This window comes from Pseudomonas sp. MBLB4136 (assembly GCF_051904765.1).
Classification (GTDB): domain Bacteria; phylum Pseudomonadota; class Gammaproteobacteria; order Pseudomonadales; family Pseudomonadaceae; genus Aquipseudomonas.
This window is the reverse complement of sequence record NZ_CP196713.1, coordinates 4,506,445-4,527,704: the sequence shown is the minus strand read 5'-3', so window position 1 is coordinate 4,527,704 and position 21,260 is coordinate 4,506,445. Positions and strand designations below refer to the sequence as shown.

At 68.1% G+C, this 21,260-nt stretch carries 19 protein-coding genes and 1 tRNA gene; 9 read left to right on the top strand and 11 right to left on the bottom strand.

What is annotated here, in order from left to right; genetic code table 11:
- Nucleotides 1–56 precede the first annotated feature (56 nt).
- Complete coding sequence (gene recD, locus ACSX1D_RS20725) at nt 57–1,895, top strand: exodeoxyribonuclease V subunit alpha (RefSeq protein ID WP_439860246.1); 1,839 nt, start codon at nt 57–59, stop codon at nt 1,893–1,895.
- A 121-nt stretch (nt 1,896–2,016) separates the two neighbouring features.
- Nucleotides 2,017–2,787 carry a substrate-binding periplasmic protein gene (locus tag ACSX1D_RS20720; RefSeq protein ID WP_439860245.1) on the top strand — a complete coding sequence of 257 codons (771 nt, stop codon included), beginning with the start codon at nt 2,017–2,019 and terminating at the stop codon, nt 2,785–2,787.
- 9 nt (nt 2,788–2,796) lie between these two features.
- Here the strand turns inward: ACSX1D_RS20720 and ACSX1D_RS20715 are convergent, their stop codons facing one another.
- The 10 genes from ACSX1D_RS20715 to ACSX1D_RS20670 form a co-directional block, all read right to left on the bottom strand.
- On the bottom strand, nt 2,797–3,705 hold the full coding sequence (locus ACSX1D_RS20715) for an AEC family transporter (protein WP_439860244.1): 909 nt from the start codon (nt 3,703–3,705) through the stop codon (nt 2,797–2,799).
- A gap of 96 nt (nt 3,706–3,801) precedes the next feature.
- Entirely contained in the window at nt 3,802–5,754 is a 1,953-nt protein-coding gene (locus tag ACSX1D_RS20710) for a DUF7844 domain-containing protein (protein ID WP_439860243.1), read from the bottom strand.
- Entirely contained in the window at nt 5,751–6,071 is a 321-nt protein-coding gene (locus ACSX1D_RS20705) for a DUF2388 domain-containing protein (RefSeq protein WP_439860242.1), read from the bottom strand. The genes ACSX1D_RS20710 and ACSX1D_RS20705 overlap by 4 nt, the downstream gene beginning before the upstream one ends.
- A gap of 159 nt (nt 6,072–6,230) precedes the next feature.
- Nucleotides 6,231–6,548 carry a DUF2388 domain-containing protein gene (locus ACSX1D_RS20700; protein WP_439860241.1) on the bottom strand — a complete coding sequence of 106 codons (318 nt, stop codon included), beginning with the start codon at nt 6,546–6,548 and terminating at the stop codon, nt 6,231–6,233.
- 94 nt (nt 6,549–6,642) lie between these two features.
- Nucleotides 6,643–6,849 (bottom strand): DUF1127 domain-containing protein, encoded by a 207-nt coding sequence (locus ACSX1D_RS20695; protein ID WP_439860240.1) that lies wholly within the window; start codon nt 6,847–6,849, stop codon nt 6,643–6,645.
- A 251-nt stretch (nt 6,850–7,100) separates the two neighbouring features.
- Complete coding sequence (locus tag ACSX1D_RS20690) at nt 7,101–7,316, bottom strand: DUF1127 domain-containing protein (protein WP_208707469.1); 216 nt, start codon at nt 7,314–7,316, stop codon at nt 7,101–7,103.
- Nucleotides 7,317–7,731: 415 nt separating this feature from the next.
- Nucleotides 7,732–9,168, bottom strand: coding sequence for an NAD(P)(+) transhydrogenase (Re/Si-specific) subunit beta (locus ACSX1D_RS20685; protein ID WP_439860239.1), 1,437 nt, complete (start codon nt 9,166–9,168; stop codon nt 7,732–7,734).
- 2 nt (nt 9,169–9,170) lie between these two features.
- Nucleotides 9,171–9,485 carry an NAD(P) transhydrogenase subunit alpha gene (locus ACSX1D_RS20680; RefSeq protein ID WP_439860238.1) on the bottom strand — a complete coding sequence of 105 codons (315 nt, stop codon included), beginning with the start codon at nt 9,483–9,485 and terminating at the stop codon, nt 9,171–9,173.
- Nucleotides 9,486–9,499: 14 nt separating this feature from the next.
- Nucleotides 9,500–10,621, bottom strand: coding sequence for a Re/Si-specific NAD(P)(+) transhydrogenase subunit alpha (locus ACSX1D_RS20675; protein ID WP_439860237.1), 1,122 nt, complete (start codon nt 10,619–10,621; stop codon nt 9,500–9,502).
- A 550-nt stretch (nt 10,622–11,171) separates the two neighbouring features.
- On the bottom strand, nt 11,172–12,080 hold the full coding sequence (locus ACSX1D_RS20670) for a LysR family transcriptional regulator (protein ID WP_439860236.1): 909 nt from the start codon (nt 12,078–12,080) through the stop codon (nt 11,172–11,174).
- 191 nt (nt 12,081–12,271) lie between these two features.
- On the opposite strand from ACSX1D_RS20670, the gene ACSX1D_RS20665 reads away from it, so the two are divergent.
- The 5 genes from ACSX1D_RS20665 to arsJ all read left to right on the top strand — a co-directional run bounded on the left by ACSX1D_RS20665 (nt 12,272) and on the right by arsJ (nt 17,685).
- Complete coding sequence (locus tag ACSX1D_RS20665; protein WP_439860235.1) at nt 12,272–13,450, top strand: acyl-CoA dehydrogenase; 1,179 nt, start codon at nt 12,272–12,274, stop codon at nt 13,448–13,450.
- A 145-nt stretch (nt 13,451–13,595) separates the two neighbouring features.
- Complete coding sequence (locus ACSX1D_RS20660; protein ID WP_439860234.1) at nt 13,596–14,819, top strand: CaiB/BaiF CoA transferase family protein; 1,224 nt, start codon at nt 13,596–13,598, stop codon at nt 14,817–14,819.
- 131 nt (nt 14,820–14,950) lie between these two features.
- Nucleotides 14,951–15,307: a metalloregulator ArsR/SmtB family transcription factor gene (locus tag ACSX1D_RS20655; RefSeq protein WP_439860233.1), complete on the top strand. Its 357-nt coding sequence runs from the start codon at nt 14,951–14,953 to the stop codon at nt 15,305–15,307.
- A 52-nt stretch (nt 15,308–15,359) separates the two neighbouring features.
- Nucleotides 15,360–16,364 (top strand): ArsJ-associated glyceraldehyde-3-phosphate dehydrogenase, encoded by a 1,005-nt coding sequence (locus tag ACSX1D_RS20650; protein ID WP_439860232.1) that lies wholly within the window; start codon nt 15,360–15,362, stop codon nt 16,362–16,364.
- Between the two features lie 100 nt (nt 16,365–16,464).
- A complete protein-coding gene (gene arsJ / locus ACSX1D_RS20645) occupies nt 16,465–17,685 on the top strand; it encodes an organoarsenical effux MFS transporter ArsJ (protein WP_439860231.1) in 1,221 nt (406 codons plus the stop codon).
- 68 nt (nt 17,686–17,753) lie between these two features.
- Here the strand turns inward: arsJ and ACSX1D_RS20640 are convergent.
- Nucleotides 17,754–17,830: transfer RNA gene (locus tag ACSX1D_RS20640), tRNA-Arg, on the bottom strand.
- A gap of 370 nt (nt 17,831–18,200) precedes the next feature.
- Between ACSX1D_RS20640 and gabD the strand changes: the two genes are divergently transcribed.
- Nucleotides 18,201–19,649: an NADP-dependent succinate-semialdehyde dehydrogenase gene (gabD, locus tag ACSX1D_RS20635; protein WP_439860230.1), complete on the top strand. Its 1,449-nt coding sequence runs from the start codon at nt 18,201–18,203 to the stop codon at nt 19,647–19,649.
- A gap of 111 nt (nt 19,650–19,760) precedes the next feature.
- Nucleotides 19,761–21,041 (top strand): 4-aminobutyrate--2-oxoglutarate transaminase, encoded by a 1,281-nt coding sequence (gene gabT, locus ACSX1D_RS20630; RefSeq protein WP_439860229.1) that lies wholly within the window; start codon nt 19,761–19,763, stop codon nt 21,039–21,041.
- The last annotated feature ends 219 nt before the right edge of the window (nt 21,042–21,260 follow it).

Here is a 21,260-nt window from a genome sequence, read left to right as displayed (position 1 = left end):
GTCGCCGGCGGTGCGCATGGTCCAGGCGGCCCCGCGGCACCCGATGGGAGAGTGGCATGAACCTCGATGACCTGCCCTTGGGCCCGCTGGAGCGCGCCCTGGTCGACAGCCTGCGGCGCCTCGAGGCCGATGCCGAGCCGCTGGTGCTGCTGTCCGCGGCGCTGCTGTGCAGCGCCCTGGACGAAGGCGACGTGTGCCTGCCGCTGGCGCGCCTGGCCGGCCGGCGGCCCTGGCCCGAGCATGACTGCGTGCTGCCGGCCCTGGGCGACTGGCGCAGCCGGTTGCAGGGATCGTCCCTGGTCGGCGCTCCGGGCGACTTCACCCCGCTGACTCTCGACGGCGAGCGCCTGTACCTGGCGCGCTATCACGCCTACGAACGACGCCTGGCCGAGCAGCTGCTGAGCCGCGCCGGCGATCGCCCGGCGGTGGATGAGACCCGCCTGGCCGAGAGCCTGGCGCGGCTGTTCGCCTTCAACAGCCAGCAACCCGACTGGCAGCGCCTGGCCGCCGCCCAGGCGGTGCGCCGGCGCCTGGCGGTGATCTCCGGGGGCCCCGGCACCGGCAAGACCACCACCGTGGTGCGCCTGCTCGCCGCGCTGCTGGAGCAGGGCGACCAGCGCCTGGCCATCGGCCTGGCCGCGCCCACCGGCAAGGCCGCGGCGCGCATGGCCGAGGCGATCCGCGGCGCCAAGGCGGCGCTGCCGGTCGACGAGGCGATTAAGGCGGCCCTGCCGGAAGAGGCGCGCACCCTGCACCGCCTGCTCGGCAGCCGCGGCGATTCCCCCGCCGTGCGCCATCACGCCGGCAATCCCCTGGCCCTGGATGTGCTGGTGGTGGACGAGGCCTCGATGGTCGACCTGGCGTTGATGGCCAAGCTGGTCGATGCCCTGCCGCCCGGCGCCCGGCTGATCCTGCTCGGCGACAAGGATCAGCTGGCGGCGGTGGAGGCCGGCGCGGTGTTCGCCGAACTCTGCGAGGGTCGCGGCTTCGATGCCCTGGCGGCGGCCGAGCTCGAGCGCATCACCGGCCAGCAGGTGGCGGTGGAGCAACCCACCTCGGCCCTGGGCGATGCGGTGGTGCTGCTGAGCCACAGCCACCGCTTCGCCGGCGACAGCGGCATCGGCGAGCTGGCGCGGCGGATCAACGGCGGCGATGTCGCCGGCACCCTCGGCCTGTTGCGGGAGAATCGCGGCGACCTGGCGTGGATCGCCGAGCCGACTCCGCAGGCCCTGCTCGAGCGCCTGGAGCAGGGCTACGCGCCCTTTCTCGCCGCCGCCCGGAGTGGTGATCCGGCCACGGCCTTCGCCGCCTTCAATGCCTTCCGCGCGCTGTGCGCCCAGCGCGAAGGGGCCTGGGGGGTGAGCGGCATCAACGAGGCGCTGGAGGCGCGGATCAAGCGTCGCGCCCAGGTCGCCAGCCGCGAGCGCTGGTACGTCGGGCGGCCGGTGATGGTGCGGCAGAACGACTACGCCCTGGGCCTGTTCAACGGCGATATCGGCATCTGCCTGCATGGCGAGCACGGCCTGCGGGTCTTCTTCGAAGGAGAGGGCGAAGGCGAGGACGGCTTCCGCCCCTTCGCCCCGGCGCGCCTGCCGAGCCACGACAGCGCCTTCGCCATGACCGTGCACAAGAGCCAGGGTTCGGAGTTCACCGAGGTGCTGCTGGCGCTGCCCGAGCAGCCCAGCCCGCTGCTGACCCGCAGCCTGTTCTACACCGGCATCACCCGGGCCAAGCAGCGGGTGGAGATCTGGGCCCTGGCCCCGCGCCTCGGCGAGGCGGTGGCGACCCGCGCCGAGCGGGCGGCGGGCCTGGCCGAGCGCCTGGCGCGGCGACCCGCGACCCCGGCAGAGGAGTCGAAAGCCGCGGCCACCGGTCAGCTGGGTTTGTTCGACTGATCGCAGTATCAGCCCTTCGGTCGATGGGGGCGGCGAGGAATGGTGCGTACACTCGAGCGATACGGACGAACTCTGCCGGCTGCCGGGTTCGTTGCCCGATGGTTTCGAGGAGTGCAGGTTTATGCGGGGTCGTGTGCTGTGTAGCGGCTTGTTGAGTCTGTGTCTCTGCGGTGCGGTGTGGGCCGGGGTGGACAAGGTGAGCCTGGTGACCGGCGACGACTATGCGCCCTTCACCGGCCGCGCCTTGCCCGGCGGCGGCCTGCTGACGCAGCTGGTGCAGGCTGCCCTGGCGAGCCAGGGCGTGACCAGCACGCTGGACTGGCGGCCGTGGAACCGCGGCTACCGGATGACCCTGCAGGGCGCCTACGACGCCACCTTTCCCTATGTCCGCACGGATGAGCGGGCCGCGGACTACCTCTACTCGGATGCACTGATCAACGTCAGCCAGCATATCTTCGGCCCGTCCGGCGTCGAGCTGGAGGCCGACCGGCCGGAGTCGCTGACGGGCAAGCGCCTGTGCTATCCCCTGGGCTGGCAGCCGCCGGCGGTCATCCAGCGGTTGCTCGAGCAGGGACACCTGAGCCTGCATGCGCCGGTCGGCCTGAACGCCTGCGCCAGGCTGGTGCTGCTCGGCCGCGATGACTTCTTCATCGCCAACCTCCCGCTGGGCGAGGCGGCCCTGCGCGCCACAGGCGAGCCGGAGCGTTTCCGCCGTTCGCAGCAGTCCTTCGGCAGCAGTTCTCTGCATCTCATAGTGCCGCGGCGCCACCCGCAGGCCCGGCATATCCTGCAGCGCCTCAACGCCGGCCTGGCTCGGCTGCACGAGCGCAACGAGTACGGGCCCATGCTGGAGCGCTACCTGCAGCAGCGCCATGAGCAGGCCGGCCTCTGAGGCGGGGCCTCAAGCCGCCAGCAGCATCAGCACCAGCGGCAGGCTGGCCGCCGCCAGCAGGGTCTGCAGGGTGATCAGGCCGGCCATCAGCTGGCTGTCGCCGCCCAGCTGGCGGGTCAGCACATAGGCGGTCGGCGCCGTCGGCAGGGCGAAGAACAGCACCAGCACGCTGCTTTCCACGACCGGCAGGCGCAGCCCGTAGGCCACCGCCCAGGCCAGCAGCGGCATCGCCAGCAGGCGCAGCAGGCTGTTCCAGCCCAGGGCCGGAATCTCCCCACCCAGTTGCTCGGGCTTCAGCGCCGCGCCGACGCAGAACAGGCCCAGCGGCAGGCTGGCGGCCGCCAGCAGGCTCAGCAGGCGCCCGGTGCCGCCGGGCAGGCCGAGGCCCGCGAAGTTGACCAAGGCGCCACCGAGGCAGGCGAGGATCAGCGGGTTCTTGAGGATCGGCAGCAACAGGCTGCGGGCGCTGACGCCGCGCTCGGCGGTCAGCGACCAGACCGACAGCACGTTTACCGTCGGCACCATCAGCGCCAGCATTAGCGCCGCCAGGGTCAGGCCTTCCTGGCCGAACAGGCTGGCCACCGCGGCCAGGCCCAGGTAGGTGTTGAAGCGCAGGGCGCCCTGGGTGAAGGCGCCGAAGCGCGCGGCGCGCCAGCCGCGCAGGCGGCGCGTGAGCAGCAGGGCCAGCCAAGCGATGCCCAGGGCGAGCATCACCGCCAGGGCCAGGCGCGGCAGCGCCGGGTTGTCCAGCGGCGCGTTGGCCAGGCTGCTGAACAGCAGGGCCGGGAACAGGATGAAGTAGTTCAGCCGCTCGGCGCCGGGCCAGAAGGCTTCGTTGGGAAACGCCCAGCGGCGCAGGTAGTAGCCGGCGACGATTAAGGCAAACAGGGGCCACAGGGCCAGCAGCAACTCCAGCACGACAGCCTCGCCCGCAGAAAAACGGCCATATTGGCCAGCGCCGCGCGGCGACGCAAGGCCGCTGTTGCTGGCGGCAGGCCGTGAGGGTGGTCGGTCTCAGGGCAGTTGCAGGCCGCCGCCGGCCTCGTGCAGGGCGCGCAGCCGGGTGCGCAGTTCGCCCAGATTGGCCTCGGCGGCCTGCAGTTCGGCCAGCAGCGCCGGCTCCAGCAACTGGCGCACCTCGCGGTCGAGGTCGTCGCTGAGGCGGCGCAACTGTTGCTGGCGGGCCTGGCTCTCGGTCTGCAGGCGTTGCCACTCGCCGGCCTGCGGTAGGCCGTAGCCGCCGTCGAGCAGTTCTGCCGGGCGGCTGAGAAAGCCGCTGTTGGCGAGGATCTGCTGCAGCGCGCCGCCGGCCCGCTGCAGGCTCGGCTCGGCGCTGCCGGGCTCGCCCAGGTAGCGCTGCTTGAGCTGGTCCTGGGCCAGCAGCAGCTGGCGGCGCAGGGCCGCCTGCTCCAGCAGCAGCAGGGCGGCGCTGGCGCGCAGGTCGGCCCGGGCGAACCAGGCGCGCCGCTCCTCGGCGGGCAGCTGCAGCCAGTCTTCGACCCGCCGCTGGCTGATCGGCAGGCGCTCACCCAGCACCTTGAACATGGCCTGGTAGCGTTCGCGGAAGGAGTCGAAGCGATAGCCCAGGCGCAGGGCCTCGCGCGGATCGTCGAGCACGCTCGGCTCGGCCAGCCCGCGCGCGACCAAACCGTCGAGCAGGCCGTTGGGCAGGATGCTGTCGAAGGCCTGCAGCGCCGGGGTCTGGATGCCGCTGCGCAGCAGCTTGAGGGTCTCCACCGCGCAGTTGTTGGCGATGAAGTAGTAGTCGCCGTCGTAACTCCAGTGCTGCTCGGCGGCGCGGGTGACCAGCGCCTCCAGCTGCGCGCGCTCGAGCTTGAGCGGCACCGAGGCGAGGCTGCGCAGCTCGACCTTGGTGTATTCCTCGATCACCTGGGCCAGGGGCAGGACGAACAGCCGCGAGGGGTAGGCGCCGGTCAGGCCGTCCCAGGTGGACAGTTGCAGGTCGCCGACGAAGGCGCGGTAGGACAGCACCAGGTGCTGGTCGAGGTCCAGCCGGCAGGCCGGGCCCCGGGGCCGGCCGGGGGCGCAGATCACCAGGCGCAGCATGCTGTGGCCCCAGCGGCTGGCCCAGGCCTGGTTGGCCTCGGCGAGCAGGTAGTCGACCTGGTAGACCCGCTCGGGGTCCAGGCTGGCCAGGGGCTGGCGGGCAAAATCGCGGCCGGCGTTGAGGTAGGCGTAGCCGTCGGCGCAGGGCTGGGAGTGCGGCGGTGTCCAGGCGAAATGGGCACGGAAGTAGCGCGCCAGCGAGGGTCGGCGGCAGGCGTAGCCGGGGTCGAGGAGGAAATACTCGAGGTTCACTGCGACGTATTCGCGCGGATTGCGCAGCTCGTAGACATCCGGGCTGCGCGCCAGCTGGGCGTTGTCGCGCTCGCGCTGGCCGCGGCTGCCGACCCGCTGCGGCCAGCCGGCCAGGTCGAGCAGGTAGGGATCGTCGCTGAGGGTGAAGCGCCGTGCCTCCTGGCCGCGGCAGTCGGCTGGCTGGCCGACCGGGCCAAGGCTGGCGGCGAGGCGGCGGCAGCGTTGCAGCTGACGGCGTTCGGCGGGCTGCCAGAGGCGGGCACGGTCATAGAGGTGGGCGAGTTCGTGCACCAGGGTCGCCAGCAGTTCGCGGCGCAGGGTGCCGTGGCTGCGCCCGCTTGGCGCGCGGGCGGCGCTGCCGTCGCTCAGGGCCGGCAGCAGCGCGGCGTTCAGCTCGATGCCGGTGAGGCGTCCGGCGCGGCCGTAGACCTGTCTCGGCATCTCGCGCCAGCGCACCGCCACGCGGCGGTCGAGCCCCTGAAGCAGGCGCGGGGGCAAGGCGGCGACGGCTTCGTTGAGCAGGTCGAGGCTGGCCTGGCGCTGCCGGCTGTCCAGCGCGTCGCCCTCCAGCGCCAGGTTTAGCGCGGCGTGACTGACGCCGCTGGTCAGCAGCGTCAGGGCCAGCAGCCAGCCGCGCAGGATGTTCACTGCGCGAGGATGGCTTCGGCCAGCTCCAGGTCGGAGACGGCCTGGGCTTCGGGCACGCGGCTGCGAATGGCGACGAGCGCCGCCTGCAGATGGGCGCCGCGAATCGCGCCCTGGCTGGCGACGAAGCTGGCGGCGTCGTCGCGGGCTTCGATCACGACCTTCATGTCGCGGATCGAGGTGGTGGTGTCCGAGGTGAAGTCGAGGCTGCGATCCAGCGCGCGGACCAGGATGTTGCTGGTGGCGACCAGGGTCTGCGCCTGGGCGCTGCCGACGGAAAGGGCGAGGCAGGCAAAGGCGGCGAGCAGCGGGCGATGCATGGAGGATCTCCGGGAGGCGAGCGGTGGTTATTGGACGCGGGGCGGCTGGCGCGGTTCCAGCGCCAGCCTGGCGGCGGCAAGGCTAGCCGAATGCGTGTCGCCCGGCCAGAGGCATCGCGGCTCGGCTGCGGCAGTGCCCGGGCGGGGGACGAAGCCCATTCAGAGGCTGAGAATGGCCCTGGCCAGTTGCAGATCATCGGCCAGCAGCGTGGGCTGCTGTTGGCGGATGTGCGCCAGGGCCGCTTCCAGGTGCACGCCGCGGATCTGTCCGGCGCTGGCGACGAAGCTGGCCGCGTCGTCGCGGGCGTCGAGTACCACCTTGTCATCCCGCAACGAGGAGGTGGCATCCGAACTGGCGTCCAAGGTGCCCACCAGGGCATTGCCGATGGCATCGGTGGTGCCGACGAAGCTGGAGGCCGCCGCGCCGCCGCTGATCAGCAGCAGCGCGGTCAAGCCGCACAGGGGGATTGGGTTCATGGTACGGACTCCCGAGAAGTCGTCGCCAGGCTCGGCGATTGACTGTGTGCGATCGCCCTAAGCCTAGCCCAGCGACGCCCCGCCGCACCACGGCTCAATGCCAGAAGGCCTTGTCCAGCTCGCCGCGCCGCTCGCTCGGGGAGATGCCGGCGTCGGACAGCAGGCGGTCATCGAGGGCGGCCAGCTGCCGGCGGGTACGGGCGTTGCGCTGCCAGACCGCTAGGGTGGCACGCAGCTGGCTGAGCCATTGCGGCTGACTGGTCTGGCGGATCGGTGAGGTGCTGCTGAATGTGTGCTCCATGGCGCTGACCTTCCCGCGTCCGGCGGGGGTGGGATATGGAGCACCATGGTCGCGCCGTGGAGGAATGCTTTGCAGCTACAGCGGGGTTTAATTGTACTGGTCCAGTATTGCGCTGATTAAATCTGTTCTGCTGGTAGCCGCGCCAACTGTACCGCCGCAGCCGGATGCCTGGTCCTGAAACGACAAGACCCGCCGACGCTGAGCGTGGGCGGGTCTTGTCTGCGAGCGCGGTCGGCTATTCGCCGCGGCGCTTAGCGCCAGAACGGCTTGCGCAGTTCGGCCTGGCGCTGGCTTTCGCTGATGCCGGCGTCGGCCAGCAGGCGGGCATCCAGGCGGGCCAGTTGGCGGCGGCTGACGATGCGGCGCTGCCACAGCAGCAGGTTGGCGAGCAGGCGCAGGGGCTGGGAACCGGCGGCGTTGGCGGTGCTGTTGTCGTAGAACAGGTCGGAACTGAGTGTACGTTCCATGGTGACATCCTTCCGCTTGTGGCGGGTCTAGAGAGTGTTTTGACTGGAGGCCATTTTCCGCTCCTGGCCAATAAATCAGTAGTCACAGCTGATACTGATTGTTCGACTATTAGATAGCTCGCTTTGTAACTGTTTCAGTTGTTCTGGTGAAAACTGTAACGGCCATAAGTTAAATATCGTGCTTATGTAAAATTAGCAGTGGATTCATCTGATTTTGTAGCTGCTATTCAGTGATTATCTACAGGTACAGCCTCAAATTGACTGCTATGTGTGCCTGACCTGGAGTTCAGCTTTCACGCAAAACGGCACCTGAAACGGTGCGGTTCTGTATCTCTATGAAATGCTTGAGAAAAAACCTCAGGCATGAAAAAGCCCGGCGCGCGGCCGGGCTTTTTCATCGAGTGCTGGCGGCGGGTCAGTCGACTGCCTTGACCATGTCCTCGATCACCTTCTTGGCGTCGCCGAAGACCATCATGGTCTTGTCCAGGTAGAACAGTTCGTTGTCCAGGCCGGCGTAGCCGCTGGCCATAGAGCGCTTGTTGACGATCACGGTCTTGGCCTTGTAGGCCTCGAGGATCGGCATGCCGGCGATCGGCGACTTCGGATCGTTCTTCGCCGCCGGGTTGACCACGTCGTTGGCACCGAGCACCAGCACCACGTCGGCCTGGCCGAACTCGGAGTTGATGTCGTCCATCTCGAACACCTGCTCGTAAGGCACTTCGGCCTCGGCCAGCAGCACGTTCATGTGGCCGGGCATACGGCCGGCAACCGGGTGGATCGCGTACTTCACGTTGACGCCACGATGGGTCAGCTTCTCCGCCAACTCCATCAGCGCGTGCTGGGCGCGGGCCACCGCCAGGCCGTAGCCGGGAACGATGATCACGCTGTCGGCGTTGGTCAGCAGGAAGGCGGCGTCGTCGCTCGAGCCGGACTTCACCGGACGGGCTTCCTGGGCACCGGCAGGACCGGCGGCATCCGCCGCGCCACCGAAACCGCCGAGGATGACGTTGAAGAACGAGCGGTTCATCGCCTTGCACATGATGTACGAGAGGATTGCGCCCGAAGAACCGACCAGGGAGCCGGCGATGATCAGCATCGAGTTGTTCAGCGAGAAGCCGATACCGGCCGCCGCCCAGCCCGAGTAGCTGTTGAGCATCGACACCACCACCGGCATGTCGGCGCCACCGATCGGGATGATGATCAGCACGCCGATGACGAAGGCCAGGGCCACCAGGATGGCGAAGGAGGTGAGGTCACCGGTAAAGGTGAACACCAGGCCGAGGCCGACGATCGCCAGGCCGACCGCCAGGTTGAGCATGTGCTGGCCGGCGAACTGTACCGGTGCACCCTGGAACAGGCGGAACTTGTACTTGCCCGACAGCTTGCCGAAGGCGATCACCGAACCGGAGAAGGTGATGGCACCGATGGCCGCGCCGAGGAACAGTTCCAGGCGGTTGCCGGAGGGAATCGCATCACCGAGGCTGGCGACGATGCCCAGCGACTGCGGCTCGACCACCGCGGCAATGGCGATGAACACCGCGGCCAGACCGATCATGCTGTGCATGAAGGCGACCAGCTCGGGCATCTTGGTCATTTCCACCCGTTTGGCCATGACCGTGCCGACGCTGCCGCCGATCAGCAGGCCGACGATGACGTAGCCGATGCCGGCGGTGGCCAGCTCGGCGCCGAGCTTGTAGATCAGGCCGACGGTGGTGACGATGGCGATGGCCATGCCGACCATGCCGAACAGGTTGCCGCGCCGCGAGGTGGTCGGGTGCGACAGGCCCTTGAGCGCCTGGATAAAGCAGATCGAGGCGACGAGGTAGAGAACAGTGATCAGGTTCATGCTCATGGTCAGTGCTTCTCCGCAGCCGCTTTCGGCGCCTTCTTCTTGAACATTTCCAGCATGCGTCGGGTGACCAGGAAGCCACCGAATACGTTGACCGCGGCCAAGGCCACGGCCAGGGTGCCCATGATCTTGCCCAGCGGGGTGACGGTCAGGGCGGCGGCCAGCATGGCGCCGACGATGACGATCGCGGAAATCGCGTTGGTCACCGCCATCAGCGGGGTGTGCAGGGCCGGGGTGACGTTCCACACCACGTGGTAGCCGACGTAGATCGCCAGGGCGAAGATGATCAGGTTGTAGATGCCATCGGAAATCATATCCATGTGCGCGTCTCCCCTTAGCCGTTGTTGCGGACGACCTGGCCGTCGCGGCACATCAGGCACGCGGCGACGATGTCGTCTTCGAGGTTGAGGTGGAACTGGCCGTCCTTGTCGATGACCAGCTTGAGGAAGTCCAGCAGGTTGCGCGCGTACAGCGCCGAGGCATCGGCCGGTACCATTGCAGCCAGGTTGCTGTGACCGACGATGGTCACGCCGTGGTGGATGACCACCTGCTCGGCGACGGTCAGCGGGCAGTTGCCGCCCTGGGCCGCGGCCAGGTCGATGACCACCGAGCCGGGCTTCATCTGCTCGACGGTGCTCTCATGCAGCAGGGTCGGTGCCTTGCGGCCCGGGATCAGCGCGGTGGTGATGACGATGTCGGCCTGCTTGGCGCGCTCGTGCACGGCCTTGGCCTGGCGCTCCATCCACGATTGCGGCATGGGCCGGGCGTAGCCGCCGACGCCCTGGGCGCACTCGCGTTCCTCGTCGGTCTCGAAGGGTACGTCGACGAACTTGGCGCCGAGCGACTCGATCTGCTCCTTCACCGCCGGGCGCACGTCCGAGGCCTCGATCACCGCACCCAGGCGCTTGGCCGTGGCGATGGCCTGCAGGCCGGCGACGCCGGCGCCGAGGATCAGCACGCGGGCGGCCTTAACGGTACCGGCGGCGGTCATCAGCATGGGCATGAAGCGCGGGTAGTGGTTGGCGGCGAGCATCACGGCCTTGTAACCGGCGATGTTGGCCTGCGACGACAGCACGTCGAGGCTCTGCGCGCGCGAGGTGCGGGGCGCCGCTTCGAGGGCGAAGGCGGTAATGCCGCGGGCGTTCATCCGCGCGATGGTCTCGTTGCTGAACGGGTTGAGCATGCCGACCAGCACCGCGCCGGCCTTCATGTGCGCCAGTTCGCCTTCGCTCGGCGCCACCACCTTCAGCACCAGGTCGGCACCGAACGCGGCTGCGTCGCTGCCGATGGAGGCTCCGACCGCCGCGTAGGCGCTGTCCGGAATGCTGGCGCTGACCCCCGCGCCGCTCTGTACGGTTACCTGATGGCCTTGGCCGATCAGCTTCTTGATGGTCTCCGGCGTCGCGGCCACCCGCGTCTCACCGGCCTGGGTTTCGAGAGGAACACCGATGTGCACTTCTTTTCTCCTGCGTGATCTTTTTAGTGGACCGGCGCACTGCGGGTGGCACGCTGGCGAGGGGAGGATCAGCACAAATCCGCCCGAGCAGTCGCTTCTCAAGGGGCGGGCGCGGCATTTTGCAGGCGAAGCACCAGGCCTTCAAGAAGTTCTGGAGCAAAACCTTGCGATAACTACAGGTCATAGCGTGACCAGCTGTTCTGCATTTTCGAGCGCCAGCCGCTGGGCTGGGCCTTTCAGACGGTACAGGCGGTTTTTTTCAGATAATGGCGACATTGCCGCGGGCGCGGCTGTCTGAGCGCGACATTTTCCTGTCCGTTTATCGTCAGCCCAGAATCGTCGGGGCTTGGACGAGCCTTTCTGTGCAGGAAATCGAACATCGGCAAGGGTAGCGGTGGGGCGAAGTGTAGCGTCAGTATTTGCTGACTACGGGGTCAACTATGCTGCAGGTCCGAGTCCAGCGGCCCCGCGCTGGCGACGATGACGCAATCGGCAAACAGGAGGTCGCCGCCCAAGAGCCTAACTACATGCGCGGTCCCGGCGCAAAGCCCTATTGCAGGTCGCTGGCCGCGGCATAATGTCGCGCCTCGGCCACCAGCCAGTCCCGAAAGCTCTGCAGCGCGGCGGATTCCACCTTGCGCTCGGGAATCATCAGGTAATAGGCCTTGTCGCTGCGGCAGGCATGTTGCAGGGCCAGCACCAGACGGCCCTCGGCCAGCTCGCGCTGGATCAGGAAGGGCGGGATCAGGGCCACGCCCATCTCGTGCATGGCCGCCTGGGCGAGCATGGAGAACAGCTCGTAGCGCGGCCCGCTGAGGTCCCTGGCCACGTTCATTCCCAGCGAGCCGAACCACTGGCGCCAGGCATAGGGGCGGGTGGTCTGCTGCAGCAGGGGCAGTTCGGCGATCCGCTCGGCGCTCAGCTGCTGGCGCCCGGCGAGCAGCGCCGGGCTGCACACCGGCATGGGGTTCTCGCGCATCAGCAGGTGCGAGTCGGTGCCGGACCAGTCGGCGTCGCCGAAGTAGATCGCCGCATCGAATGGCGTGTCGGCGAACAGGAACGGCCGGGTGCGGTTGGTCAGGTTGACCGTGACCTGGGGGTGCAGGCGCTGGAAGTCCTTCAGCCGCGGCAGCAGCCACTGGGTGCCGAAGGTCGGCACCACCGCCAGCTCGATGCTCATCGCGCCCTGCTGGCCCATCACCGCCAGGGTGTCGCGTTCCACCGCATCCAGCTGCGCGGCCACCCGCCGGGCGTAGGACTGCCCGGCCTCGGTCAGCTTGACCCCGCGCCGCGAGCGACGGAACAGCTCGATGTTGAGGAATTCCTCGAGGCTGGCGACCTGGCGGCAGATCGCGCTCTGGGTCAGCGCCAGTTCTTCGGCGGCCTTGGTGAAGCTCTGGTGGCGGGCGGCCGACTCGAAGGCGACCAGGGCGGCGGTGCTGGGGATCTTGCGGCGCATCTGTGCGGCCCTCTCACAGAATCTTGCGTTAATGAGGTATTAAACCTATCTCGAAGTGCGTAATCCGCACAACATCGTGCGAATAACTCGTTTGCCCGGCCTGCCATTGGCGCCTAGGATCAATGCCATCTCTGTTGCAGGCGAGCGGCGCTCGTCCTGCGGCGTCACCGACCCAACTCGAGGTTCCCGGCATGGCCAAGGCAAGTTTCAACTGGATCGACCCGCTGCTGCTCGACCAGCAGCTGACCGAAGAAGAGCGCATGGTGCGCGAAAGCGCCCAGCAGTTCGCCCAGGACAAGCTCTCGCCACGGGTGCTGGAAGCCTTCCGCAACGAACAGACCGACCCGGCGATCTTCCGCGAGATGGGCGAAACCGGCCTGCTCGGTGCGACCATTCCCGAGGCCTACGGCGGCAGCGGATTGAACTACGTGAGCTACGGCCTGATCGCCCGCGAGGTGGAGCGCATCGACTCCGGCTACCGTTCGATGATGAGCGTGCAGTCGTCCCTGGTGATGGTGCCGATCTTCGAGTTCGGCAACGAGGCGACCCGGCAGAAGTACCTGCCCAAGCTGGCCAGCGGCGAATACATCGGCTGCTTCGGCCTGACCGAGCCAAACCACGGCTCCGACCCGGGCGCCATGGTCACCCGGGCGAAGAAGGTAGACGGCGGCTATCGCCTGTCCGGCAGCAAGATGTGGATCACCAATTCGCCAATAGCGGATGTATTTGTGGTCTGGGCCAAGGATGACGCCGGCGAGATCCGCGGCTTCGTCCTGGAGAAGGGCTGGCAGGGTCTCTCCGCGCCGGTGATCCACGGCAAGGTCGGCCTGCGCGCCTCGATCACCGGCGAGATCGTCATGGACAACGTGTTCTGCCCGGAAGAGAACGCCTTCCCCGAGGTGCGCGGGCTCAAGGGCCCGTTCACCTGCCTCAACTCCGCCCGCTACGGCATCAGCTGGGGCGCCCTGGGCGCCGCCGAGTTCTGCTGGCACACCGCCCGCCAGTACTGCCTGGACCGCCAGCAGTTCGGCCGCCCGCTGGCCGCCAACCAGCTGATCCAGAAGAAGCTGGCCGACATGCAGACCGAAATCACCCTGGCCCTGCAGGGCTGCCTGCGCCTGGGGCGGATGAAGGACGAAGGCACGGCGGCGGTGGAAATCACCTCGATCATGAAGCGCAACAGCTGCGGCAAGTCCCTGGACATCGCCCGCATGGCCCGCGACATGCTCGGCGGCAACGGCATCAGCGACGAGTTCGGCGTGGCCCGGCACCTGGTCAACCTGGAAGTGGTGAACACCTATGAGGGCACCCACGACGTTCACGCGCTGATCCTCGGTCGCGCGCAGACCGGCATCCAGGCGTTCTTCTGAAGGTAGGGCGCGCCGTGCGCACCACGCTTTGACGGCGCTGCGCACAGCCGCTATCAGATCGCTCTAAGGGTTAGCTCGCCTGGCGGCTAACCCAACCCACGTCCTGTTTGCTGTCGGTGCGCGTGGCGCACCCTACGGAGTTTCCATGCCCGGCGCCCTGTCCCATATCCGCGTGCTCGACCTGTCCCGTGTGCTCGCCGGGCCCTGGGCCGGGCAGATTCTCGCCGACCTCGGCGCCGAGGTGATCAAGGTCGAGCGCCCCGGCAGCGGTGACGACACCCGCCATTGGGGCCCGCCCTTCGTCAAGGATGGCGAGGGCAACGACTCGCGCGAGGCGGCCTACTTCCAGGGCGCCAACCGCAACAAGCAGTCGCTGACCCTGGACTTCACCCAGGCCGAGGGCCAGCGCCTGGTGCGCGAACTGGTGCAGAACTGCGACGTGCTGCTGGAGAACTTCAAGGTCGGCGGCCTGGCCGCCTATGGCCTCGACTATGCCTCGCTGAAGGCGCTCAACCCGCGCCTGATCTACTGCTCGATCACCGGCTTCGGCCAGACCGGGCCCTACGCCAAGCGCGCCGGCTACGACTTCATGATCCAGGGTCTGGGCGGCCTGATGAGCCTGACCGGCCGCCCCGAAGGCGAGGAAGGCGCCGGCCCGGTCAAGGTCGGCGTGGCCCTCACCGATATCCTCACCGGCCTGTACGCCACGGTCGGCGTGCTCGCCGCGCTGAACCAGCGCGAACAGTCGGGCATCGGCCAGCATATCGACGTGGCCCTGCTCGACGTGCAGGTGGCCTGCCTGGCCAACCAGGCGATGAACTACCTGAACACCGGGGTCGCGCCCAAGCGCCTGGGCAACGCCCACCCGAACATCGTGCCCTATCAGGATTTTCCCTCGGCCGACGGCAACTTCATCATAGCCGTGGGCAATGACAGTCAGTTTCGCAAGCTTTGCGCGGTCGCTGGCCTTCCGGCTTTGGCCGACGACCCGCGTTTTTCCACCAACAAGGCCCGCGTCGCCCATCGCGCCGAACTGATCCCGCTGCTGCGCCAGGCCACGGTGTTCAAGAGCACCGCCGAATGGATCGCCCTGCTGGAGGAGGCCGGCGTGCCCTGCGGGCCGATCAACGACCTGGCCCAGGTCTTCGCCGACCCCCAGGTGCAGGCCCGCGGCCTGAAGATCGAGCTGCCCAACGGCCTGGGCAGCAGCACGCCGCTGGTGGCCAGCCCGCTGCGCCTGTCGGCCACGCCGGTGGAGTACCGCAACGCCCCGCCGTTGCTCGGCGAACACACCGAGCAGGTGCTGCAGCAGCACCTGGGGCTGACGGCGGAGCAGATCGAGGCGTTGCGCGGCGCCGGGGTGATCTGAGGCGGACGCCCACCGGCGCCGCTGCGCAGCGGGTGCAATGCAGGCTTTACAGCATATGCGCGAACTCGTATATTCGGTTACCCATATATATTCGGCGTCCGACCTCGGCGGGCGCCCCTGCGAGCCCTGCCATGGCCGACCAGCCGACCCCGACCGCCCTGTTCAAATCCCTTGCCGATGACACCCGTGCGCGCCTGATGCTGCTGATCCTGGGCGAGGGCGAGCTGTGCGTGTGCGAGCTGACCTGCGCCCTGGGCGAGAGCCAGCCGAAGATTTCCCGTCACCTGGCGCAGTTGCGCAGCGCCGGCCTGCTGGCCGATCGGCGTCAGGGGCAGTGGGTCTACTATCGGCTGCATCCCGAGCTGCCAGACTGGGTGCAGGCGCTGCTGCGCACCACGCTGGAGGCCAATCGGCCCTGGCTCAGCCCCGCTGCCCAGCGTCTCGAGGCCATGGGCGAGCGCCCGCTGCGGGCGGCGGCCTGTTGCTGAGCGGCGCCCCGCCGGGCAAGCGAATCGACTGCAATCCACACCGGAGCATCACATGAGCATCAAAGTAGGCATCAATGGTTTCGGCCGCATCGGCCGTCTCGCCCTGCGCGCCGCCTGGGACTGGCCGGAGCTGGAGTTCGTGCGGATCAACGATCCGGCCGGCGACCCGGCGACCCACGCCCACCTGCTGAATTTCGACTCGGTGCATGGCCGCTGGCAGCACGAGGCCGGGGCCGACGGGGACAGCATCCTGATCGGCGGCAAGCGCATCCGCGTCACCGCCAACAAGGCCATCGCCGATACCGACTGGTCGGACTGCGATCTGGTGATCGAGGCCAGCGGCAAGATGAAGACGGTCGCCGTGCTGCAGGCCTACCTGGACCAGGGTGTGAAACGCGTGGTGGTCAGCGCCCCGGTCAAGGAAGCCGGCGCGCTGAACGTGGTCATGGGGGTCAACCAGGACCTGTTCGACCCGGCGCAGCACCGCATCGTCACCGCCGCGTCCTGCACCACCAACTGCCTGGCGCCGGTGATCAAGGTGGTCCACGAGCACCTGGGCATCCGCCACGGCTCGATCACCACCATCCACGACCTGACCAACACCCAGAGTATTCTCGACCAACCGCACAAGGACCTGCGCCGCGCGCGCGCCTGCGGCATGAGCCTGATCCCCACCAGCACCGGTTCGGCCACCGCCATCGCCGAGATCTTCCCGGAGCTGCGCGGCAAGCTCAACGGCCACGCCGTGCGCGTGCCCTTGGCCAATGCCTCGCTGACCGACTGCGTGTTCGAGGTCGAGCGCGCCACCACCGTGGAGGAGGTCAACGGCCTGCTCGCCGCCGCCGCCGCCGGTCCGCTCAAGGGCATCCTCGGCTACGAGGAGCGGCCGCTGGTGTCGATCGACTACCGCAGCGACCCGCGTTCCTCGATCATCGACGCCCTGTCGACCCTGGTGGTCAACGGCACCCAGGTGAAACTGTACGCCTGGTACGACAACGAATGGGGCTACGCCAACCGCACCGCCGAACTGGCGCGCCTGGTCGGCCTGGCCGGCTGAGCCCAGGGGCGGGAAAGGCCTGCCGCCTTTCCCGCCCCGATCCGCGCGCCTGGTCGCTGCGCGGGTATTTCCACCCTCCATCCGCTTCCGGGGTTCACCCATGCACGCCTTGTCCCGCCTGGCCCCCGAGGTCCGCCAGTACCTGCTGGTGACCGCCAATTACTGGGCCTTCACCCTCACCGACGGCGCCCTGCGCATGCTGGTGGTGCTGCACTTCCACAGCCTGGGCTACTCGCCGCTGCAGATCGCCGCCCTGTTCCTCGGCTACGAGCTGTTCGGCGTGGTCACCAACCTGCTCGGCGGCTACCTCGGCGCGCGCCTGGGCCTGAACCGCACCATGCATATCGGCCTGGCCCTGCAGGTGCTGGCCCTGCTCATGCTGACGGTGCCGACGGCCTGGCTGGGCATCGCCTGGGTGATGGCCGCCCAGGCCCTGTCCGGGATCGCCAAGGACCTCAACAAGATGAGCGCCAAGAGCTCGATCAAGTTGCTGGTGGCCGATGGCGAACAGGGTCGGCTGTATCGCTGGGTGGCGCTGCTCACCGGGTCGAAGAACGCGCTCAAGGGCGTTGGCTTCTTCCTCGGCGGCGCCTTGCTGGCGCTGCTCGGCTTTCGCGGCGCGTTGCTGCTGATGGCTGGTGCCCTGGCGCTGATCTGGCTGGGCAGCGTGCTCAGCCTGGAGCGCGACCTTGGCAAGGCGCGCGCCAAGCCGAAGTTCCGCGAGCTGCTGTCCAAGAGCCGGGCGATCAACAGCCTCTCGGCGGCCCGGCTGTTCCTCTTCGGCGCCCGCGACGTGTGGTTCGTGGTGGCCCTGCCGGTGTACCTGGCGACCACCTTCGGCTGGGATTTCTGGCAGGTCGGCGGCTTTCTCGCCCTGTGGATCATCGGCTATGGGCTGATCCAGTCGCTGGCCCCGGCCATCACCGGCAAGCGCCGCGGCCAGGTTCCGGACGGCCGCGCCGCCTGCGCCTGGGCCCTGGCCTTGGCCGGGCTGCCGGCCGCCATCGCCCTGGGCCTAGGCGCCGACTGGCCGGCACAGACGGTGCTGATCGGCGGCCTGCTGCTGTTCGGCGCGCTGTTCGCGGTCAATTCCTCGCTGCACAGCTACCTGATCGTCTCCTACGCGCGGGAGGACGGGGTGTCGCTGGACGTGGGCTTCTACTACATGTCCAACGCCCTCGGCCGCCTGCTCGGCACCCTGCTCTCCGGCTGGGTGTACCAGGCCCATGGCCTGCCGGCCTGCCTGTGGGTCTCCTCGGCCTTCGTGCTGCTGGCGGCGCTGATCTCCCTGGCTTTGCCGAGGCACGCCACGGACGGCTAGGGCTATGCCCGGCCTCTGCCGCTGAAAGACAAAAGGCCCAGGTTTTCACCTGGGCCTTTTGTTTGAGATGGCGCACCCGGCGGGATTCGAACCCACGACCCCTGCCTTCGGAGGGCAGTACTCTATCCAGCTGAGCTACGGATGCGTTGCGGGGCGCAATCATACGCATCTGGCCTGCAGGCGTCCATGCTGGCGCGATGTTCGCGATTCTGCACGAGTACCACGAGCCTGCCCTGGACCGACCAGTACCTGCCAGCTGGCGCTATGCGTCGTTAATTTTTTCGAACAGCCTATTGCCCTTTACCCTTGTCGACCCTAGGATTCGTTTGAGATTTCAAACGCAGAGATTGAAACTGTGCGGAACTCCGTGCGCCACCAGCCGTTCGAACTCTGCATGGGCTCGTCAGGGCCGCCAGCTCGCGCGATCGCGAGGACCAGAGTTTTCGCCGGGCACTGCCCCATGACCCCGTAACGACCGTCCGACGCCTGGGTGTCGGAACTTGAAGGAGACTGCCATGCAACTGAAAGACACCCAACTGTTCCGTCAGCAGGCCTATATCGACGGCCAATGGCTCGACGCGGACAGCGGCCAGACCATCAAGGTCAACAACCCCGCCACCGGCGAGATCCTCGGCAGCGTGCCGAAGATGGGCGCCGCCGAGACCCGTCGCGCCATTGAGGCCGCCGACCGTGCGCTGCCGGCCTGGCGTGCGCTGACCGCCAAGGAGCGCGCAGGCAAGCTGCGTCGCTGGTTCGAGCTGCTGATGGAGAACCAGGACGACCTCGGCCGCCTGATGACCCTGGAACAGGGCAAGCCGCTGGCCGAGGCCAAGGGTGAGATCGCCTATGCCGCCTCCTTTATCGAGTGGTTCGCCGAGGAGGCCAAGCGCGTCTACGGCGACGTGATTCCCGGCCACCAGCCGGACAAGCGCCTGATCGTGCTCAAGCAGCCGATCGGCGTCACCGCCGCCATTACCCCGTGGAACTTCCCGGCGGCGATGATCACCCGCAAGGCCGGCCCGGCCCTGGCCGCCGGTTGCACCATGGTGATCAAGCCGGCCAGCCAGACCCCCTTCTCCGCCCTGGCCCTGGTGGCCCTGGCCGAGCGCGCCGGCATTCCCAAGGGCGTGCTCAGCGTGGTCACCGGCAGCGCCGGCGAAGTCGGCGGCGAGCTGACCAGCAACCCGATCGTGCGCAAGCTGAGCTTCACCGGCTCCACAGAGATCGGCCGCCAGCTGATGGCCGAGTGCGCCCAGGACATCAAGAAAGTGTCGCTGGAGCTGGGCGGTAACGCGCCCTTTATCGTCTTCGACGACGCCGACCTGGACAAGGCGGTGGAAGGCGCACTGATCTCCAAGTACCGCAACAACGGCCAGACCTGCGTCTGCGCCAACCGCATCTACGTACAGGACGCGGTCTACGATGCCTTCGCCGAGAAGCTGGCCGCCGCGGTGGCCAAGCTGCAGATCGGCAACGGCCTGGAGGAGGGCGTGACCACCGGGCCGCTGATCGACGACAAGGCCGTGGCCAAGGTCCAGGAGCACATCGCCGACGCCGTGGGCAAGGGCGCCAAGCTGCTCAGCGGCGGCAAGGTGCACAGCCTGGGTGGCAGCTTCTTCGAGCCGACCATCCTCACCGATGTGCCACGCAACGCCGCGGTGGCCAAGGAAGAGACCTTCGGTCCGCTGGCGCCGCTGTTCCGCTTCAAGGACGAGGCCGAGGTGATCGCCATGTCCAACGACACCGAGTTCGGCCTGGCCTCCTACTTCTATGCCCGCGACCTGGGCCGGGTGTTCCGCGTGGCCGAGGCCCTGGAGTACGGCATGGTCGGCATCAACACCGGGCTGATCTCCAACGAGGTGGCGCCGTTCGGCGGGGTCAAGGCCTCGGGCCTGGGCCGCGAGGGCTCGAAGTACGGCATCGAGGACTACCTGGAAATCAAATACCTGTGCCTGGGTATCTGATCGTCCTCTCGTAGGGTGCGCCGCGCGCACCTTGGCTAAATTTCCGGTGCGCATGGCGCACCCTACGCATAACTTTCCGGTGCGCCTTGCGCACCCCACCCCGAGGAAGTCATGAGCAAGACCAATGAATCCCTGATGCAGCGCCGCACCGCCGCCGTTCCGCGTGGCGTGGGGCAGATCCACCCGATCTTCGCGGACAGGGCGGAGAACGCCACGGTCACCGACGTCGAGGGCCGCGAGTTCATCGACTTCGCCGGCGGCATCGCGGTGCTCAACACCGGCCACCTGCATCCGAAGATCATCGCCGCGGTGCAGCAGCAGCTGACCAAGCTCAGCCACACCTGCTTCCAGGTGCTGGCCTACGAGCCCTATGTCGAGGTCTGCGAGCAGGTCGCCGCGCGGGTGCCGGGCGATTTCGCCAAGAAGACCCTGCTGGTCACCACCGGCTCCGAGGCGGTGGAGAACGCGGTGAAGATCGCCCGCGCCGCCACCGGCCGCGCCGGGGTGATCGCCTTCACCGGCGGTTACCACGGCCGCACCATGATGACCCTGAGCCTGACCGGCAAGGTCGCCCCCTACTCGGCCGGCATGGGCCTGATGCCCGGCGGCGTCTATCGCGCCCAGTATCCCTGCGCGCTGCACGGGGTCAGCAGCGACGATGCCATGGCCAGCATCGAGCGCATCTTCAAGAACGACGCCGAGCCCCGTGACATCGCCGCGATCATCATCGAGCCGGTACAGGGCGAGGGCGGCTTCTACGTCGCGCCCAAGGACTTCATGCAGCGCCTGCGCGCCCTGTGCGACCAGCACGGCATCCTGCTGATCGCCGACGAGGTGCAGACCGGCGCCGGGCGCACCGGCACCTTCTTCGCCATGGAGCAGATGGGCGTGGCCGCCGACCTGACCACCTTCGCCAAGTCCATCGCCGGCGGCTTCCCCCTGGCCGGCGTGTGCGGCAAGGCCGAGTACATGGACGCCATCGCCCCGGGCGGCCTGGGCGGCACCTATGCCGGCAGCCCGATCGCCTGCGCCGCGGCCCTGGCGGTGATGCAGGTGTTCGACGAGGAGAAGCTGCTGGAGCGCTCCAAGGCGGTCGGCGAGCGCCTGGTCAGCGGCCTGAAGCAGATCCAGGCCAAGCACAAGGCCATCGGCGACGTGCGTGCCCTGGGCTCGATGATCGCCGTGGAGCTGTTCGAGGATGGCGACCTGCACAAGCCCAATGCCGCGCTGACCGGACAGATCGTCGCTAAGGCGCGGGACAAGGGGCTGATCCTGCTGTCCTGCGGCACCTACGGCAACGTGGTGCGCGTGCTGGTGCCGGTCACCGCGCCGGACGCCCAGCTGGACAAGGGCCTGGCGATCATCGCCGAGTGCTTCGACGAACTGGCCTGAGGTCGGTGATCAGCAAAGACCCGCTGCGGCGGGTCTTTTTTTCCTGCCTGCCGCCTGCCGACTCCTCCGGATGCCCGCTCCGAAACATTAGCTGACGCCGCGAAAGCACCGGTTTAGACTGCGCGGCTTTATCCAGACGAAGTGCAGGGAATTGCCCAGATCCTCTTCCGAGCCGGCCTGGCTCAAACATGTGTCCCCCGCCCAGGCGAAATCTTGCGA

Bases quoted from the DNA above. Each gene is read 5' to 3' on its own strand.
- recD (WP_439860246.1), top strand. From the start codon at position 57: ATGAACCTCGATGACCTGCCCTTGGGCCCGCTGGAGCGCGCCCTGGTC.
- ACSX1D_RS20720 (WP_439860245.1), top strand. From the start codon at position 2,017: ATGCGGGGTCGTGTGCTGTGTAGCGGCTTGTTGAGTCTGTGTCTCTGC.
- ACSX1D_RS20705 (WP_439860242.1), bottom strand. From the start codon at position 6,071: ATGCATCGCCCGCTGCTCGCCGCCTTTGCCTGCCTCGCCCTTTCCGTC.
- ACSX1D_RS20700 (WP_439860241.1), bottom strand. From the start codon at position 6,548: ATGAACCCAATCCCCCTGTGCGGCTTGACCGCGCTGCTGCTGATCAGC.
- ACSX1D_RS20695 (WP_439860240.1), bottom strand. From the start codon at position 6,849: ATGGAGCACACATTCAGCAGCACCTCACCGATCCGCCAGACCAGTCAG.
- ACSX1D_RS20690 (WP_208707469.1), bottom strand. From the start codon at position 7,316: ATGGAACGTACACTCAGTTCCGACCTGTTCTACGACAACAGCACCGCC.
- ACSX1D_RS20685 (WP_439860239.1), bottom strand. From the start codon at position 9,168: ATGAGCATGAACCTGATCACTGTTCTCTACCTCGTCGCCTCGATCTGC.
- ACSX1D_RS20680 (WP_439860238.1), bottom strand. From the start codon at position 9,485: ATGGATATGATTTCCGATGGCATCTACAACCTGATCATCTTCGCCCTG.
- ACSX1D_RS20670 (WP_439860236.1), bottom strand. From the start codon at position 12,080: ATGCGCCGCAAGATCCCCAGCACCGCCGCCCTGGTCGCCTTCGAGTCG.
- ACSX1D_RS20665 (WP_439860235.1), top strand. From the start codon at position 12,272: ATGGCCAAGGCAAGTTTCAACTGGATCGACCCGCTGCTGCTCGACCAG.
- ACSX1D_RS20660 (WP_439860234.1), top strand. From the start codon at position 13,596: ATGCCCGGCGCCCTGTCCCATATCCGCGTGCTCGACCTGTCCCGTGTG.
- ACSX1D_RS20655 (WP_439860233.1), top strand. From the start codon at position 14,951: ATGGCCGACCAGCCGACCCCGACCGCCCTGTTCAAATCCCTTGCCGAT.
- ACSX1D_RS20650 (WP_439860232.1), top strand. From the start codon at position 15,360: ATGAGCATCAAAGTAGGCATCAATGGTTTCGGCCGCATCGGCCGTCTC.
- arsJ (WP_439860231.1), top strand. From the start codon at position 16,465: ATGCACGCCTTGTCCCGCCTGGCCCCCGAGGTCCGCCAGTACCTGCTG.
- gabD (WP_439860230.1), top strand. From the start codon at position 18,201: ATGCAACTGAAAGACACCCAACTGTTCCGTCAGCAGGCCTATATCGAC.
- gabT (WP_439860229.1), top strand. From the start codon at position 19,761: ATGAGCAAGACCAATGAATCCCTGATGCAGCGCCGCACCGCCGCCGTT.